The organism is Actinomadura sp. B10D3, from assembly GCF_039871695.1.
Taxonomy (GTDB): Bacteria; Actinomycetota; Actinomycetes; order Streptosporangiales; family Streptosporangiaceae; genus Spirillospora; species Spirillospora madurae.
This window is the reverse complement of sequence record NZ_JBDPLY010000010.1, coordinates 141,841-155,536: the sequence shown is the minus strand read 5'-3', so window position 1 is coordinate 155,536 and position 13,696 is coordinate 141,841. Positions and strand designations below refer to the sequence as shown.

Sequence of the window (13,696 nt, the reverse complement as noted above, 5' to 3'; positions counted from 1 at the left end):
ACCCCTACCCGCTCGGCGGGGCGCGTGCTCAGTGGGCGGCGGCGTTCCAGTCGGGGCCGGTGCCGACGGCGACCTCCAGGCCGACCGAGAGCGGGTAGGCGCCGGTCATCCCGGTCCGGACGATCTCCTCGACCGCGTCCCGCTCGCCCGGCGCGATCTCCAGGACGATCTCGTCGTGCACCTGGAGGAGCAGGCGGCTGGCGAGGCCGGCCCCGGCCAACGCCGCGTCCACCCGCAGCATCGCGATCTTGACGATGTCGGCGGCGGAGCCCTGGATCGGGGCGTTCAGCGCCATCCGCTCGGCGGTCTCACGGCGCTGCCGGTTCTCGCTGGTCAGGTGCGGGAGGTAGCGGCGGCGGCCGAGGATCGTGCGGGTGTGGCCGGTGGCGCGGGCCTCGGCGACGACGTGGTCGAGGTAGTCGCGGACGCCGCCGAGCCGCTCGAAGTAGGCGTCCATCAGCGGGCGCGCCTCGGCCATCGCGATGCCGAGCTGCTTGGCCAGGCCGAACGCCGACAGCCCGTAGGCCAGCCCGTACGACATCGCCTTGATCTTGCGCCGCATCTCGGGGGTGACGGCGTCCGGGGCGACCTGGAAGACCCGCGCCGCCATCGTCGCGTGCAGGTCCTCGCCGGACTCGAACGCCGACAGCAGCGTCGGGTCCTGCGACAGGTGCGCCATGACGCGCAGTTCGAGCTGGCCGTAGTCGGCCGTCATCAGCGACTCGTACCCGGGGCCGGGCAGGAAGGCGCGGCGGATGCGCCGCCCCTCCTCGGTGCGGACCGGGATGACCTGGAGGTTCGGCTCGGTGGAGGACAGGCGGCCGGTCGCGGCGACGGTCTGCTGGAACGTGGTGTGGATCCGCCCGTCCGCGCCGATCTCGCGGATCAGGCCGGCGACCGTGGTGCGCAGCCGCGCCTGGTCGCGGTGGTGCAGCAGGACCTGCGGGAGGCCGTTGTCGGTCTGGGTGGCGAGCCAGGTCAGCGCGTCCAGATCCGTGGAGTAGCCCGACTTGATCTTCTTGGTCTTGGGCAGGCCCAGCTCACCGAACAGCACCTCCTGGAGCTGCTTGGTCGAGCCGGGGTTGAAGCGGCGGCCGGCGATCTCGGCCGCGTCGTCGGCGGCGCGCTCCATGGCGGCGGCGAAGTGGGCCTCCAGCTCGTGCAGGAGCCCGGCGTCCACGTACACGCCCGCGCGCTCGGCACGGGCGAGCAGGTCCGACAGCGGCAGCTCGACGTCGCGCAGCACCGCGTCTATGCCGGTCGAGGCGAGGTCGGCGGCGAACGTGCCGGCGAGGTCGAGTACGGCCCGGGCGCTCAGCATCAGGCCCGGTGCGCCCTCGGCGGACGGGCGGCGCCCGAGATGCCGGCCCGCGAGGTCGGCGATCCCGTAGGCGGCCAGGCCCGGCAGCAGCAGGTAGGCGGCCATCGCGGTGTCGACGGCGATCCCGTGCAGGCGCCGGCCGCGCTCGCCGAAGACGCGCAGGAGCGCCTTCACGTCGTGCAGCGCCTTGGGACGGCCGGGATCGGCCAGCCAGCCCGCGAAGGCGCGCTCGTCCTCGCCGGTGAGCCCGGACGGAGCGAAGGAGGCCGCGTGCCCGTCGCCGGCGGCCAGCGCGATCCGGGTGATGTCGCCCGCGCCGCGCACCCAGGTGCTCTCGGCGGCCAGGCCGGTCAGGCCGGTCGCGTGGTCCCCGAGCCAGCCGGCCAGCTCCCCCGGGCCCAGCTCGCGGCCCCGCACCGGCTCCGGCCCGGCGGCCTCGGCCGGTCGCCCGCCGCCCGGGTCGGCGGCGAAGAGGCGCTGCCGCAGGCTCGCGTTGCGGAACTCCAGCTCGTCCAGCAGGGTGGTGAACGCCGCCAGGTCGTAGGGGCGCCGCCGCAGGTCGGCGGGGGCCACCGGCAGGTCCAGGTCGCGGACGAGCTCGGTCAGCCGCCGGTTCAGCCGCACGGTGTCCGCCGCGGCGCGCAGCTTCTCCCCCGCCTTGCCCTTCACCTCGCCGGCCCGCTCCAGCAGGGCGTCGAGCGATCCGAACTCGCGGACCCACTTCGCGGCGGTCTTCTCGCCGATGCCGGGGATGCTCGGCAGGTTGTCGGACGGGTCGCCGCGCAGCGCCGCGAAGTCCGGGTACTGCTCCGGGGTCAGCCCGTACTTCTCCCGGACCGCCTCCGGCGTGTACCGGATCATCTCCGAGGCCGTCCGGTAGGAGTACAGGACGGTGACGTCGTCGCTGACGAGCTGGAGGACGTCGCGGTCGCCGGTGACGATCAGCACGGCCATGCCGTCCGCCCGCGCCGCGGTGGCGAGGGTCGCGATGATGTCGTCGGCCTCGTAACCGGGGGCGCGCAGCACCGGCAGGCTCATCGCCCCCAGGAACCGGTCCAGCACGGGCAGCTGGCTCCCGAACTCCTCCGGCGACCGCGCCCGGGTGGCCTTGTACTCCGGGAACGCCTCCGTGCGGAAGGTCTGCCGCGACACGTCGAACGCGACCGCCGCGTGCGTCGGGCGCTCGTCCCGCAGGACGTTGGCCAGCATGTTCGCGAACCCGTAGACGACGTTGGTCGGCTGCCCGGACGTGGTGCTGAAGTTCTCGACCGGCAGCGCGTAGAAGGCCCGGTAGGCCAGCGAGTGGCCGTCCAGGAGCAGCAGGCGGGGCCGGTCGGTCATGGGTCACATCCTGGCACCCGGGAACAGGGCATGAAACGGCCGGACGACCTGTTGAGGGGTGACATGACGGAGATCAACGTGGGCCGGCTCGGGATCTGGCGGCCGTGGAGCCTGCTCGATGCCGGCCTGGCCAGGGACGTCGAGGACCTCGGGTACGGGGCGATCTGGATCGGCGGGTCGCCGAGCGGAGACCTGGAGATCGCCGAGCGGCTGCTGGCGGCCACCGACCGGATCGTGATCGCGACGGGCATCGTGAACATGTGGAGGACGCCGGCCGAGGAGGTCGCGGCGTCCTACCACCGGCTGAACGACGCGTACGGCGAGCGGTTCCTGCTCGGCGCGGGCATCGGCCATCCGGAGGCGACGCAGGAGTACCGCAGCCCCTACGAGACGATCGTCCGGTACCTCGACGCGCTGGACGCCGCGGACGTCCCGGCGAGCAGGCGCGTCCTCGCCGCCCTCGGGCCGAAGGTGCTGCGGCTGTCGGCCGAGCGGGCGGCGGGCGCGCACCCGTACCTGACGACTCCGGAGCACAGCCGCGAGGCCCGGAAGGTGCTGGGCGACGGCCCGCTCCTCGCGCCCGACCAGAAGATCGTTCTCGACTCCGATCCGGACCGGGCCCGCGCGCTGGCCCGGGAGATGCTCGCCCGGTACCTCGGCCTGCGGAACTACGTCGCCAACTTCAAGCGGCTCGGCTTCACCGGCGCCGACGTCGCGGACGGCGGGAGCGACGCCCTCGTGGACGCGCTGATCGCGCACGGCGACGCGGCGGCGGTCACCGCCCGGGTGGCCGGGCACCTGGACGCGGGCGCCGACCATGTCGCCGTGCAGGCGCTGACCGAGCCCGGCGGCGATCCCCGTCCCGCCCTGCGGGCGGTGGCCGAGACGCTGGGCTGACCTGCTTCGACATGGCGAGGGACGCGCCCGCGGCAGCGGGCGCGTCCCCCTGGACGACCGACCCTACTTGGTCGCGTAGTGGCCGATCACGTCGGGCACCGCACGCCGGCGGGGCTGGACGTCGGCCCGCGCCTGCTTGCGCTCGTTGCCGTTCACCGTCAGGGTGCTGTGCGCGAACAGCTCGGTCACCGAGGCGGCGCCGTCGATCATCTGGTCGAAGCCCTTGAGGTTCACGTTGTCGTAGCGGTCGCAGACCGAGTGGTAGCACGGGTCGTACGCCACCCCGGCCTCGCCCCCGTACACCTTCGCCTGCTCGGGCGTCTTGATGCCCTCGGCCCCGGTGAACAGGCCGCCGGCGGGGATGCCGACGGTGATGAAGGCGTTGTAGTCCGACCGCCCGTTGAACGGCGTCGGGCTGGTGGCCAGCTTCCGCTTCGCGAAGTGGTCGTTGAAGGCCTTCTCGATCGCCCCGGACCCGGCCGGCGCCTCGACGTCGTTCTGGCCCTCGCTGTTGTCCCCGTCGTAGACGAAGCGGACGAAGTTCGGCGAGGCGAGCATGTCGAAGTTCAGGTTCAGCGCGATCTTGTCGCGCTCGGCCTGGGAGAGGCTGTCGACGTAGTGCTGGGAGCCGAGCAGGCCCTCCTCCTCGGCGCCCCAGAACGCGAACCGGACCCGGTTGCGCAGCTTGCCGCCGAGCTTGTTGATCTGCTTCGCGGTCTCCAGCAGCGTCGCGACGCCCGAGCCGTCGTCGTTGATCCCCGGCCCATCGGTGACGCTGTCGTTGTGCGCGCCGAGGACCACGACGTTGTCGGCCTTGCCGCGGCGCGTGTCGGCGACGACGTTGGAGGCCTCGCGCTTCTCGGTGAAGGTGTCGGTCTTGACGCGCAGCGTCACCCCGCCGTTCTGCGCCTGCTCCACGAGGGCCTTGCCGACCGCGTTCGTCGGGCCGACCACGGGGATGCCGTAGGGCTTGGTCAGCGTGCCGGCGACCGGGCCCGGCTCCTCGGGGAGCTGGTAGATGACGACGGCGGACGCGCCGGCGGCGATGGCGTTGTCGGCCTTGACGGAGAAGAAGCAGCCGCCGCGCTGGATCAGCGCGATGTCGCCCGACGGGAAGCCGGCGAAGTCGTCGGCCTCGCAACCGCTCCCGGTTCCGGTGGCACCCGGGTCGACCGGGCTGGCGGCGGCGGTGACGTCGCCTGCCCCGGAGTACTGCAGCGTCGCGAAGTCGGTGCCGGGAGCGAACGTCTTCTGCTCCGGCGCGGTCTGGGCGAAGACCGGCTCGGACAGCTCCTGCCAGAAGTCGAACTCGAAGTTCTGGACCGTCGGGCTGTACCCGGCCCGCTTGAGCTGGTCCGCGATGTACTTGACGGTGATCTTGTTGCCGGGGAGCCCGGCGGCCCGGTTGCCGCCGTTGGCGTCCGCGATCTTCTGCAGGTTGAGCTGGTGATGGCGGACGTTCTTCAGCGTGACCAGCCTGGCCAGCTTGGAGGGGGCCGGCGCGGCGGCCTGGGCGGGCACCGCCGTCAGGGTGGTGGCGGCGAGCGACAGCCCGGCGAGGGAGGCTAGCGCGGCTCTGCGCATGTCTCGGTCTCCGGTGGTGGGGGACAAAGTAAACCGAAGCCTGACATGCGTCATTTCCTGCAACAAGACACGACTGTGCATCGAAACGGCCAATATTGGCCTCTTTTGCCCCTTGGATCACAAGATCAAAATCGTCACCGGCCTTTCCCGGCGGACTTCCGCGCCTTCCACCGGTGCTTGATCATCCGCCGTGGGACGGACTCCGCCATTCATGATCATATTCGTCGTGAACGAGTTCCTGACCTGCGGCGACGGGAGACCGGCGGCACCGCACCGGGCACCGCCGCCCGGCGCGGCGGCGGAACCGCCCGGGCCGCCGCCGATCACGGCCCGGCGCGGCCACCTCACGCGCCGCATGCGCGAGGTCACGCGAAGGCGCAGGTAAGACCCCTGGTCGACGGCAAATCGGACTAAGTATGCTCCGGTCCCGCCGAGCGTGGCCGGCACGACCACGGCCGAGGAGATCAGGAGTGTGGGCAGGTGACGAAGCCCGAACAGGGGCAGGGCTCCCATGAGCGGCCGCGGGCGCGGCCGGTCGGGCGGCGGATCGCGATGCTCCTCGCCGTCCCGCTCGTCGCGCTGGTGGCGCTGTGGGCGTTCGCGGCGGGCACGACGCTGACGGCCGCGCTGCAGCGGTCGGACTTCACCCGGCTCTACAAGGACGTCGGGCTTCCGGCCGGGTTGGTCATGGAGATGATGCAGCGCGAGCGCGCCGCCGCCGTCACCGTCCTGACGAACCGGAACGCCGGGACCGTGCGGACCTACCAGGGCATCGCGCAGCGGACGGACGCCGCCGTGGCCGCCTTCCGCGCGTCGGCGCTGTCGTCCCGGTCCAGGAGCGCCGCCAGCGAGGAGATGTGGAACCGGCTGGAGGCGCTCGACCGCCGGTACAACGAGCTGCGACCGCTCCGGACCCAGATCGGCGAGGGAGCGGCCGGCACGGTGCAGGCCATCGACGCCTACGGCGGCATCACCGACCACTCGTTCCGGGTCCTGATGGCCTTCGTCGGCGTCGACGACGTCGAGATCTACCGGCAGAGCGCCGCCAACCTGCACTTCTCCTGGGCCCGCGACTTCATGCTCCGCGAGGACGCGCTGCTGTCCGTGGCCGGCAAGAAGCGGCTGAACGCCACCGAGCGGATGGCGTTCGCGCGCTGGGCGGGGAACCGCGACGAGTTCCTCCAGCTGGCCCGCAGCGAGGCCGGCGGCAAGATCTCCACGATCGTCGAGGGTCTGGCCGACTCCAGCGAGTTCGGCAGCTTCAGCCTGCTGGAGGGGCAGATCATCAAGCAGGGCCTGATCCCCGGCGCCCGGCAGTGGCAGGCGGCGGTCCAGGAGCTGGGGCCGCGGTGGCAGCAGGCCGCCGTCCGGGCCGGCGACGTGCAGAACGACGAGCTCGTCGAGCCCGCCCGCCGGCTGATCATGCTGCGGTTCTTCCTGGCCTGTGTCGTCGGCCTGCTGGTGGTGGCCGGATCGGTGGCGGTGTCGCTGCTGTTCGCGCGGCGGCTCGCGCAGGAGCTGCGCGACCTGCAGGCGTCCGCCCAGCGGCTCGCGCACGAGCGGCTGCCCGCCGTGGTGGCGCGGCTCCGGCGGGGCGAGAAGGTCGACGTCGACGCCGAGGCTCCGCCGCCGGAACCCGGCCGGACCATGGAGATCGCCCTCGTCGCCGACGCGTTCGACGCCGTCCAGCGGACGGCCGTCAGCACCGCGGTGGGCGAGGCCGACCTGCGCGCCAGCATCAACAGGGTCTTCGTCAACCTGTCGTGGCGCAGCCAGTCGCTGCTGCACCGGCAATTGCGGCTCCTGGACCAGATGGAACGGCGCGCCTCCAGCCCCGAGGAGCTGGACGACCTGTTCCGCCTCGACCACCTCACCACCCGCATGCGCCGGCACGCCGAGGGCCTGGTGATCCTCTCCGGGTCGCCGACCGTCCGCGCCTGGGACCGCCCGGTCGCCGCCGAGGACGTGGTGCGCGCCGCGATCGCCGAGGTGGAGGACTACACCCGGGTCGAGGTGACCGGCGCGTCGTCGACCGCGGTCACCGGCGACGTGGTCGCCGACGTCATCCACCTGCTCGCCGAGCTGATCGAGAACGCCGCCGCGTTCTCGCCGCCGACCACCGAGGTCACCGTCAAGGTCGAGACGGTCGCCAACGGGCTGGCCGTCGAGGTGGTGGACCGGGGCGTCGGCCTGGAGCCCGACGAGCTGGAGGAGCTGAACCGGCGGCTCGCCAGCGCCGTCGAGTTCGACCTCGCCGACACCGAGCGGCTCGGGCTGTTCGTCGTCGCCCGGCTCGCCGCCCGGCACCGCGTCCAGGTGTCGCTGCACCCGTCGGCGTACGGGGGGACGACCGCGATCGTCCTCATCCCGCACACCCTGGTCGTCCTGGACGACGAGTGGCACACGGCGCGGGGCCTCGGACCCGCGCGGCCGCAGCCGGTCGGGCCGGCCGCGCCGGCCGCGTCCGCCGCGGAGCCCCCGGCCCGGCTCGACCGGGGGCTCCGCCCGGCGCTGCACGGCAGGGTCGTCCAGGGGCCGCCGCCCGGCGGCGAACCGGAGGCGACCGTCGAGGACAGCGAGATCACCGGCCGGCTCCCGCGCCGCGTCCGGCAGCGCCACATGGCGCCCCAGCTCCGCGCGCGGGCGACGGCACGGCACGCCGGGCCCGCCGCGGACGGCGACTTCGACGACTTCGACGAGCCGAGCCCGGAGCTCAGCCGCGACCTGATGGCCTCGCTGCAGTCGGGATGGCTGCGGGGCAGGGTCGACGACGAACCGGGCGATCTTGATCCGTGCGATGAACGGGGGGACGTATGACAGGGCAGGACCAGGCCTCAGGCGAGCTCGACTGGCTGCTCGACGATCTGGTGCAGCGGGTCGGGGAGGTCCGCCAGGCCGTGCTGCTCTCCAGGGACGGGCTGGTCATGGGCGCCTCGGGGGACGTCACCCGCAAGGACGCCGAATTCCTCGCGGCACTGTCGTCGGGGTTCCACAGCCTGGCCAACGGGGCCCGCGAGCACTTCCAGGCCGAGCAGGTGCGGCAGACCGTCGTCGAGCTGGACGGCTTGCTGTTCTTCGTCATGCCCGCGGGCAACGGCAGCTGCCTCGCCGTCCTCAGCGACGCGGGCGGCAACGCCGGGCTGGTCGCCTACGAGACGACCATGCTGATCAAGAGGGTGCGGCGCACGCTGTCCGCCCGGCCGCGCGCCGCGGCCGGGCCGCAGGACCCGCCGGTGCGCTCGGGCGCCTCCGGCTAGAGGCCCCCGTGGAGAGCCCGAGAGAACGCTGGGTCGGGCGCGACGCCGGCCCGGTCGTGCGGCCGTACGCGGTGACCCGCGGGCGCACCCGCCCCCGCGGGCCGCTGATCGACCTGGTGACGATCCTCGTCGCGACCGGCCGGGTCCCGGGCGACCGGGTCTGGCTGTCGCGCGAGCAGCGGCTGCTGCTGGACCTGTGCCGGCGGCCCTCCACGCCCGCCGATCTCGCCTCGGAGACCGACCTGCCGTTCCGGGTCGTGCAGATCCTGCTGGAGGACCTGCACCAGTACGGCCTGATCGAGGAGATGCCGCAGGCCGCGCCCGCCGAACGCCCCGACCCCCGCATCCTGATGAGAGTGCTCGATGAACTCCGCCGCCTCTGACCCGCGCGCCCCGTACGCCGCCTCCTACGGCCGCGACGACGACGTCCCGCTGCACACCCTCAAGGTCCTCGTCGCCGGCGGATTCGGCGTCGGCAAGACGACCCTCGTCGGCGCGGTGAGCGAGGTCCGCCCGCTGCGCACCGAGGAGGCCCTCACCGACGCGTCCGTCGGGGTGGACGACCTCGGGGGCGTGGAGGGCAAGACCACCACGACCGTCGCGATGGACTTCGGCCGGCTGACGTTCTCCGGCGGCGTCCGGCTGTACCTGTTCGGGACGCCCGGCCAGGAGCGGTTCTGGTTCATGTGGGACCAGATCGCCTACGGCGCGGTCGGGGCCATCGTGCTGGTCGACACGCGCCGGCTCACCACGAGCTTCGCGGCCATCGACTTCTTCGAGCAGCGGCGGATCCCGTTCGTCGTCGCCGCGAACCGGTTCGACGGCGCCCGCCGCTACACCGTGGAGGAGATCCGCACCGCGCTCGACGTCGACCCGGAGGTGCCGGTGATGATGTGCGACGTGCGCAGCCGCGAGGTGGCGCGCGGCGTGCTGGTGGCACTGGTGGAGCACGCCCTCCAGTCGGCGCGGAACTGAGTCAGGCCTCCATGCGGGCGACGATGAGGGAGGCCAGCGCGGCGTAGGCGGCCGAGTCGTCCAGACCGGTCTGCGCCTTGATCTCGCCGCGGTGGATGGACTCCATCACCTGCCCGGCGACGGCGCCGGCGAAGGCCGCGTCCGAGTCCGGTGACGCCTCCCTCACCAGCCCCTGCACGCGCTGTACCGCGAACCGGGTGTTGCGCTTGTAGATCTCCCGCGCGGGCGCGAACGCGTCGAGGTCGGCGAAGAAGGCCGGCGACGCCGGGGCCAGCTCGTCGGAGATGGCCCGCAGGTAGGCGCCGACCCGTTCGCGCGGGTCGGCGCTGGCGTCGAGCACGGCCTCCACGCGCTCGGTCGCCCGCCGGAAGAACGCCCGCACGACGGCCACGATGATCTGCTCGCGGCTGGCGGCGACCGAGTACAGGGTGCTCTTGGAGCAGCGCAGGACGGCGGCCAGGTCGGCGACGCCCAGCTCGGCGAACCCGCGGTCGAGGAACACCTCCATCAGCCGCTCGACCAGGGCCTCCCGCCGCCGCGAGGCGCGCGTCGCCCGCTCGTCCACCGAGGTCATGGCCAAGACAGTACCAAAATGGGTTCGCTGGTACTGCCTTTGGTACTGTTGGCCTGCCGAAAGGAGCCCGCCCATGCCCGCCACCCGGCACCTGCCGAACCCCGAGTCCGCGGATCTGATCGCGCTCACCCGCGACATCGCGCTGAAGGAACTTCTGCCGCGCGTCGCCGACGCCGAGCGCACCGGGACGTTCCCGCGCGAGGTGTTCAGGACGCTCGGCCGGGCGGGCCTGCTGACGCTGCCGTACCCGGAGAAGTTCGGCGGCGGCGACCAGCCGTACGAGATCTACCTCCAGGTCCTGGAGGAGATCGGCGCGGTCTGGGCGAGCGTCGGCGTCGGCGTCAGCGTCCACGCGCTCTCGTGCTTCCCCCTCTTCTTCCACGGCACCGACGAGCAGCGCGCGCGGCTGCTCCCGGACATGCTCTCGGGGGAACGGTTGGGCGCCTACTGCCTGTCGGAGGCCCACGCCGGCTCCGACCCTGCCGCGATGCGCGCCAAGGCGGTCCGCGACGGCGACTCCTACGTCCTCAACGGCGCCAAGGCGTGGACGACCCACGGCGGCAGGGCCGACTTCTACACGGTCATGGCCCGCACCTCCGACGAGAAGACCCGCGGGATCTCCTGCTTCCACGTTCCCGCCGACACGCCCGGCCTGGAGTTCGACGCGCCCGAGGACAAGATGGGCCTGATGGGCTCCACCACCGCGACCGTCCGCCTGGTGGACGCCCGCGTCCCCGCCGGCAACCTGATCGGCGACGAGGGCCAGGGCCTGGCCATCGCCCTCGCCGGCCTCGACGCCGGCCGCCTCGGCATCGCCGCCGTCGCCACCGGCCTGGCCCAGGGCGCGCTCGACCACGCGGTCGCCTACGCCAAGGAGCGCGAGGCGTTCGGCAAGGCGATCATCGACCACCAGGGCCTCGCCTTCGTCCTCGCCGACATGGCCGCGGCGGTCGAGTCGTCCCGCGCCACCTACCTGTCCGCCGCCCGCCTGAAGGACGCCGGCCGCCCCTACGCCCGCGAGGCGTCCATCGCCAAGCTCATCGCCACCGACAACGCCATGAAGGTGACCACGGACGCCGTCCAGGTTCTGGGCGGCGCCGGCTACACCCGCGACTTCCCGGTCGAGCGCTTCATGCGCGAGGCCAAGGTCATGCAGATCTTCGAAGGCACCAACCAGATCCAGCGCCTGGTCATCTCCCGCCACCTCGCCCGCTGATCCGGGAGTTCGTGCGGGTTTGTGCACCACGGCACGATTCTCCCGCGTTCGGGCTCCTACCTTCGGAGCATGTGGCAGTTCGTCGTGTGGGGGCTGATGGGGGCCGCGGCCAACCGCACGCTCGCCTTCCTGGAGGCGAACCGGCGCGTCAAGGGGCCGCCGTGGCGGTATCCCAAGGGGCCGGGCGGCCGGTACTACCTGCTCGCCTGCGCACTGCACTGCATGCTCGCCGCGATGGTGACCTCGGCCGCGGCGGCGAGCGACCTGGTCACCGCGCCGTGGCTGGCCTTCGCGTTCGGTGCGGGCGCACCGGCCATCATGGCCAAGCTCGGCCGGTACGCGCTCTGGGCGCTCCCGCCGGGCTCCGAGGGTGACGAGGACGACGAGGACGACGGGCCTGGCCGGGCCGGATGAATGGGGGATGCGATGCCGAGTCCTGATCACGGCTGGCGCAGGTTGCTGGTGGCGTTCTCGGACGCGACGGCCACGCCGGCGGCGCCCGGCGGGGACGGCCGGGCACGGCGGCTGCTGGAGGCGTTCTCCGACGCCTCGCCCGCCTTCGCCCCGGACGGGAAGGGGCTGCGGCCGTTCTCCGGAGCGGATGCCGGGCGCGCTCTGGCCTGGGGGCTCGTGATGTTCGCCGTGCTCGGGGCGGCGTGCACGGCCTGGGCGGCGACGGCGACCGGGACGCCCGCCGCGGCCGTGGTCGCCGCCCTGACCCTCTGCGTGCTGGCGCTGTTCATCGCCCCGGTGGTCGAGTTCGCGCGCGCCCAGGCCGCTTCCGTCCGGGCACGGGAGCGGCGGACGCGGCCGGGCGAGCGGGGCGGGGAACTCAGGGAGAGCTTCTGGCACGCCCTCGACTCCGCCGAGCGGGACGCCGTCCGCGCCGCCGCGCGCCCGCGCTCCTTCGGGCCGGGCGCGCCGATCCTGCGGCAGGGGTATCCGGCCGACTACGTCGTCGTCATCCGCACGGGCTGGACGAAGGTGCGCGTCGACCGGGCGGGCGAGGAGCGGATCGTCGCGGTCCGCGGGCCCGGCGACCTCATCGGCGAGCGGGCCCTGTTCGAGGGCGACGCCTGGTCCGCCACGGTCATCGCGCTCGACGCGGTGGACGCGCTCGTGATCGAGGCGGCGGACTTCCGGCGCGTGGTGGAGCGGCACCCGGGCGTGCAGTCGGTGCTGGAGAAGCAGGCGTACGACCGCGCGATCGACGCGGCGGCCCGCACCTCGGGCACCGAGGTCGCCGACACCGAGCGGCGGCTGGCGGCGCTGTTCACCACGCTCTCACGGGCGCGGGGGCGGACCCTCCCGGTGACCGGCCGGGAACTCGCCGGCTGGACGTCGTCGTCGCCGGCGGCGGTGGACAGCGTGCTCGCCCAGTGGGGCGGCCAGGGTCTCGTCCGCGCCGAGGCCGCCACGATCGACGTGCTCGACGTGGCCCGGCTGGAGCGGCTCACCGCCTCCGCCGTGCCACGTACGGAGACCGCGCCGGGATCGCCCTTCCTCACCGGGCAGGACTGCACGATCGTGTTCGCCGACGTGGTGGGGTTCGGGTCGCCGGACCGGACGGAGTCCGACCGCGTGGCCATCAGGAAGGTCCTGGACCGGTCCCTGGAGGACGCGTTCGCCGCCGCCGGAGTGTCCTGGGCCGCGTGCCATCACGAGGACCGCGGAGACGGGGTGCTGCTCGTCGTCCCGCCCGGGGTCCCGGCGAGCACGCCGGCGGACCCCCTGGTCCGGGCGTTCGCCGAGCGCATCGCCCGGCATGACCGCGCGGCGGCGGAGGAGCGGCGGTTCCAGGTGCGGGTCGCGGTCGACACCGGCCCGGTGCTCGCCGCACCGGACGGGGTCACCGGGGACGTCCTCGCGCGTGCCGCGCGGTTGCTGGGGGCGGGCGCGCTGCGGCGGCGGCTGGCGACCGGCCCGGCCGTCCTGGGGCTGATCGTCTCCTCGCCCGTGCACCGGGCGGTCGCCGGAAGCGGTCCGGCCTTCGAGCGCGTGGAGGTCGAGGGTGTGGAGTCAGGCACCGCATGGCTGCGGCTCTTCCCGGCGGTGACCGCGGCTGATCGTTAGCGTCGGTGACGCATCAGTCACGGAACGATGGGGGCGCGGAGAATGGGGGCATGACTCGCGAGTCCGTGCTGACCCGGGCGGTGCTGATCTTCGAGGCGTTCGACCCCGACCATCCGGCGCTGTCGGTCTCGGAGATCGCCCGGCGGACGGGGCTGCACGTGGCGACGGCGTCGCGGCTGGTCGCGCAGCTCGTCGAGCACGGCCTTCTCGCGCGGGACGAGCAGCGGCGCGTGCGGGTCGGTATGCGGCTCTGGGAGCTGGCCTCGCGGGCCGCGCCGACGCTCGGGCTGAGGGAGGCCGCGATGCCTTTCATGGAGGATCTGCACGCGGTCCTCGAAGGCGAGCCCGACCACCGCGACTCGATCCTCGACGACGGCGAGCGGGAGGCCGGCGACTGCATGTCCGTGTGCGTGTCGCGCTCCCGTTCCGACCGGCTCGTCCTGGACCTCTGAAGGGAG

13 protein-coding genes are annotated in these 13,696 nt (G+C 73.3%); 10 read left to right on the top strand and 3 right to left on the bottom strand.

The window, feature by feature from the left end; translation table 11 throughout:
* Positions 1-28 precede the first annotated feature (28 nt).
* Complete coding sequence (polA, locus tag ABGB11_RS17590) at positions 29-2,662, bottom strand: DNA polymerase I (protein ID WP_347633967.1); 2,634 nt, start codon at positions 2,660-2,662, stop codon at positions 29-31.
* 63 nt (positions 2,663-2,725) lie between these two features.
* Between polA and ABGB11_RS17585 the strand changes: the two genes are divergently transcribed.
* Positions 2,726-3,559: an LLM class F420-dependent oxidoreductase gene (locus tag ABGB11_RS17585; protein WP_347633966.1), complete on the top strand. Its 834-nt coding sequence runs from the start codon at positions 2,726-2,728 to the stop codon at positions 3,557-3,559.
* 63 nt (positions 3,560-3,622) lie between these two features.
* Here the strand turns inward: ABGB11_RS17585 and ABGB11_RS17580 are convergent, their stop codons facing one another.
* Positions 3,623-5,143, bottom strand: coding sequence for a M20/M25/M40 family metallo-hydrolase (locus ABGB11_RS17580; protein WP_347633964.1), 1,521 nt, complete (start codon positions 5,141-5,143; stop codon positions 3,623-3,625).
* Positions 5,144-5,369: 226 nt separating this feature from the next.
* On the opposite strand from ABGB11_RS17580, the gene ABGB11_RS17575 reads away from it, so the two are divergent.
* The 5 genes from ABGB11_RS17575 (at position 5,370) to ABGB11_RS17555 (ending at position 9,375) form a co-directional block, all read left to right on the top strand.
* Positions 5,370-5,528, top strand: a complete 159-nt coding sequence (locus ABGB11_RS17575; RefSeq protein WP_347633962.1) for a hypothetical protein — start codon at positions 5,370-5,372, stop codon at positions 5,526-5,528.
* 95 nt (positions 5,529-5,623) lie between these two features.
* On the top strand, positions 5,624-7,960 hold the full coding sequence (locus ABGB11_RS17570; protein ID WP_347633960.1) for a nitrate- and nitrite sensing domain-containing protein: 2,337 nt from the start codon (positions 5,624-5,626) through the stop codon (positions 7,958-7,960).
* Complete coding sequence (locus tag ABGB11_RS17565; RefSeq protein ID WP_347633957.1) at positions 7,957-8,400, top strand: roadblock/LC7 domain-containing protein; 444 nt, start codon at positions 7,957-7,959, stop codon at positions 8,398-8,400. Before ABGB11_RS17570 ends, ABGB11_RS17565 begins: the two co-directional genes overlap by 4 nt.
* Positions 8,401-8,408: 8 nt before the next feature.
* A complete protein-coding gene (locus ABGB11_RS17560) occupies positions 8,409-8,783 on the top strand; it encodes a DUF742 domain-containing protein (RefSeq protein ID WP_347633955.1) in 375 nt (124 codons plus the stop codon).
* Positions 8,764-9,375: an ATP/GTP-binding protein gene (locus ABGB11_RS17555; RefSeq protein WP_347633953.1), complete on the top strand. Its 612-nt coding sequence runs from the start codon at positions 8,764-8,766 to the stop codon at positions 9,373-9,375. Before ABGB11_RS17560 ends, ABGB11_RS17555 begins: the two co-directional genes overlap by 20 nt.
* A 1-nt stretch (position 9,376) precedes the next feature.
* Here ABGB11_RS17555 and ABGB11_RS17550 read toward each other — a convergent pair whose 3' ends face one another.
* On the bottom strand, positions 9,377-9,949 hold the full coding sequence (locus ABGB11_RS17550; RefSeq protein ID WP_347633951.1) for a TetR/AcrR family transcriptional regulator: 573 nt from the start codon (positions 9,947-9,949) through the stop codon (positions 9,377-9,379).
* Positions 9,950-10,022: 73 nt separating this feature from the next.
* Here ABGB11_RS17550 and ABGB11_RS17545 point away from each other — a divergent pair, with 73 nt between their 5' ends.
* The 4 genes from ABGB11_RS17545 (at position 10,023) to ABGB11_RS17530 (ending at position 13,690) form a co-directional block, all read left to right on the top strand.
* Positions 10,023-11,165 carry an acyl-CoA dehydrogenase family protein gene (locus tag ABGB11_RS17545; protein ID WP_347633948.1) on the top strand — a complete coding sequence of 381 codons (1,143 nt, stop codon included), beginning with the start codon at positions 10,023-10,025 and terminating at the stop codon, positions 11,163-11,165.
* A gap of 69 nt (positions 11,166-11,234) precedes the next feature.
* Complete coding sequence (locus ABGB11_RS17540) at positions 11,235-11,579, top strand: hypothetical protein (protein WP_347633946.1); 345 nt, start codon at positions 11,235-11,237, stop codon at positions 11,577-11,579.
* Positions 11,580-11,591: 12 nt separating this feature from the next.
* Positions 11,592-13,238, top strand: a complete 1,647-nt coding sequence (locus ABGB11_RS17535) for a cyclic nucleotide-binding domain-containing protein (protein ID WP_347633944.1) — start codon at positions 11,592-11,594, stop codon at positions 13,236-13,238.
* A 50-nt stretch (positions 13,239-13,288) separates the two neighbouring features.
* On the top strand, positions 13,289-13,690 hold the full coding sequence (locus tag ABGB11_RS17530) for a helix-turn-helix domain-containing protein (RefSeq protein WP_347633942.1): 402 nt from the start codon (positions 13,289-13,291) through the stop codon (positions 13,688-13,690).
* The last annotated feature ends 6 nt before the right edge of the window (positions 13,691-13,696 follow it).

Bases quoted from the DNA above. Each gene is read 5' to 3' on its own strand.
- polA (WP_347633967.1), bottom strand. From the start codon at position 2,662: ATGACCGACCGGCCCCGCCTGCTGCTCCTGGACGGCCACTCGCTGGCC.
- ABGB11_RS17585 (WP_347633966.1), top strand. From the start codon at position 2,726: ATGACGGAGATCAACGTGGGCCGGCTCGGGATCTGGCGGCCGTGGAGC.
- ABGB11_RS17580 (WP_347633964.1), bottom strand. From the start codon at position 5,143: ATGCGCAGAGCCGCGCTAGCCTCCCTCGCCGGGCTGTCGCTCGCCGCC.
- ABGB11_RS17565 (WP_347633957.1), top strand. From the start codon at position 7,957: ATGACAGGGCAGGACCAGGCCTCAGGCGAGCTCGACTGGCTGCTCGAC.
- ABGB11_RS17555 (WP_347633953.1), top strand. From the start codon at position 8,764: ATGAACTCCGCCGCCTCTGACCCGCGCGCCCCGTACGCCGCCTCCTAC.
- ABGB11_RS17550 (WP_347633951.1), bottom strand. From the start codon at position 9,949: ATGACCTCGGTGGACGAGCGGGCGACGCGCGCCTCGCGGCGGCGGGAG.
- ABGB11_RS17545 (WP_347633948.1), top strand. From the start codon at position 10,023: ATGCCCGCCACCCGGCACCTGCCGAACCCCGAGTCCGCGGATCTGATC.
- ABGB11_RS17540 (WP_347633946.1), top strand. From the start codon at position 11,235: ATGTGGCAGTTCGTCGTGTGGGGGCTGATGGGGGCCGCGGCCAACCGC.
- ABGB11_RS17535 (WP_347633944.1), top strand. From the start codon at position 11,592: ATGCCGAGTCCTGATCACGGCTGGCGCAGGTTGCTGGTGGCGTTCTCG.
- ABGB11_RS17530 (WP_347633942.1), top strand. From the start codon at position 13,289: ATGACTCGCGAGTCCGTGCTGACCCGGGCGGTGCTGATCTTCGAGGCG.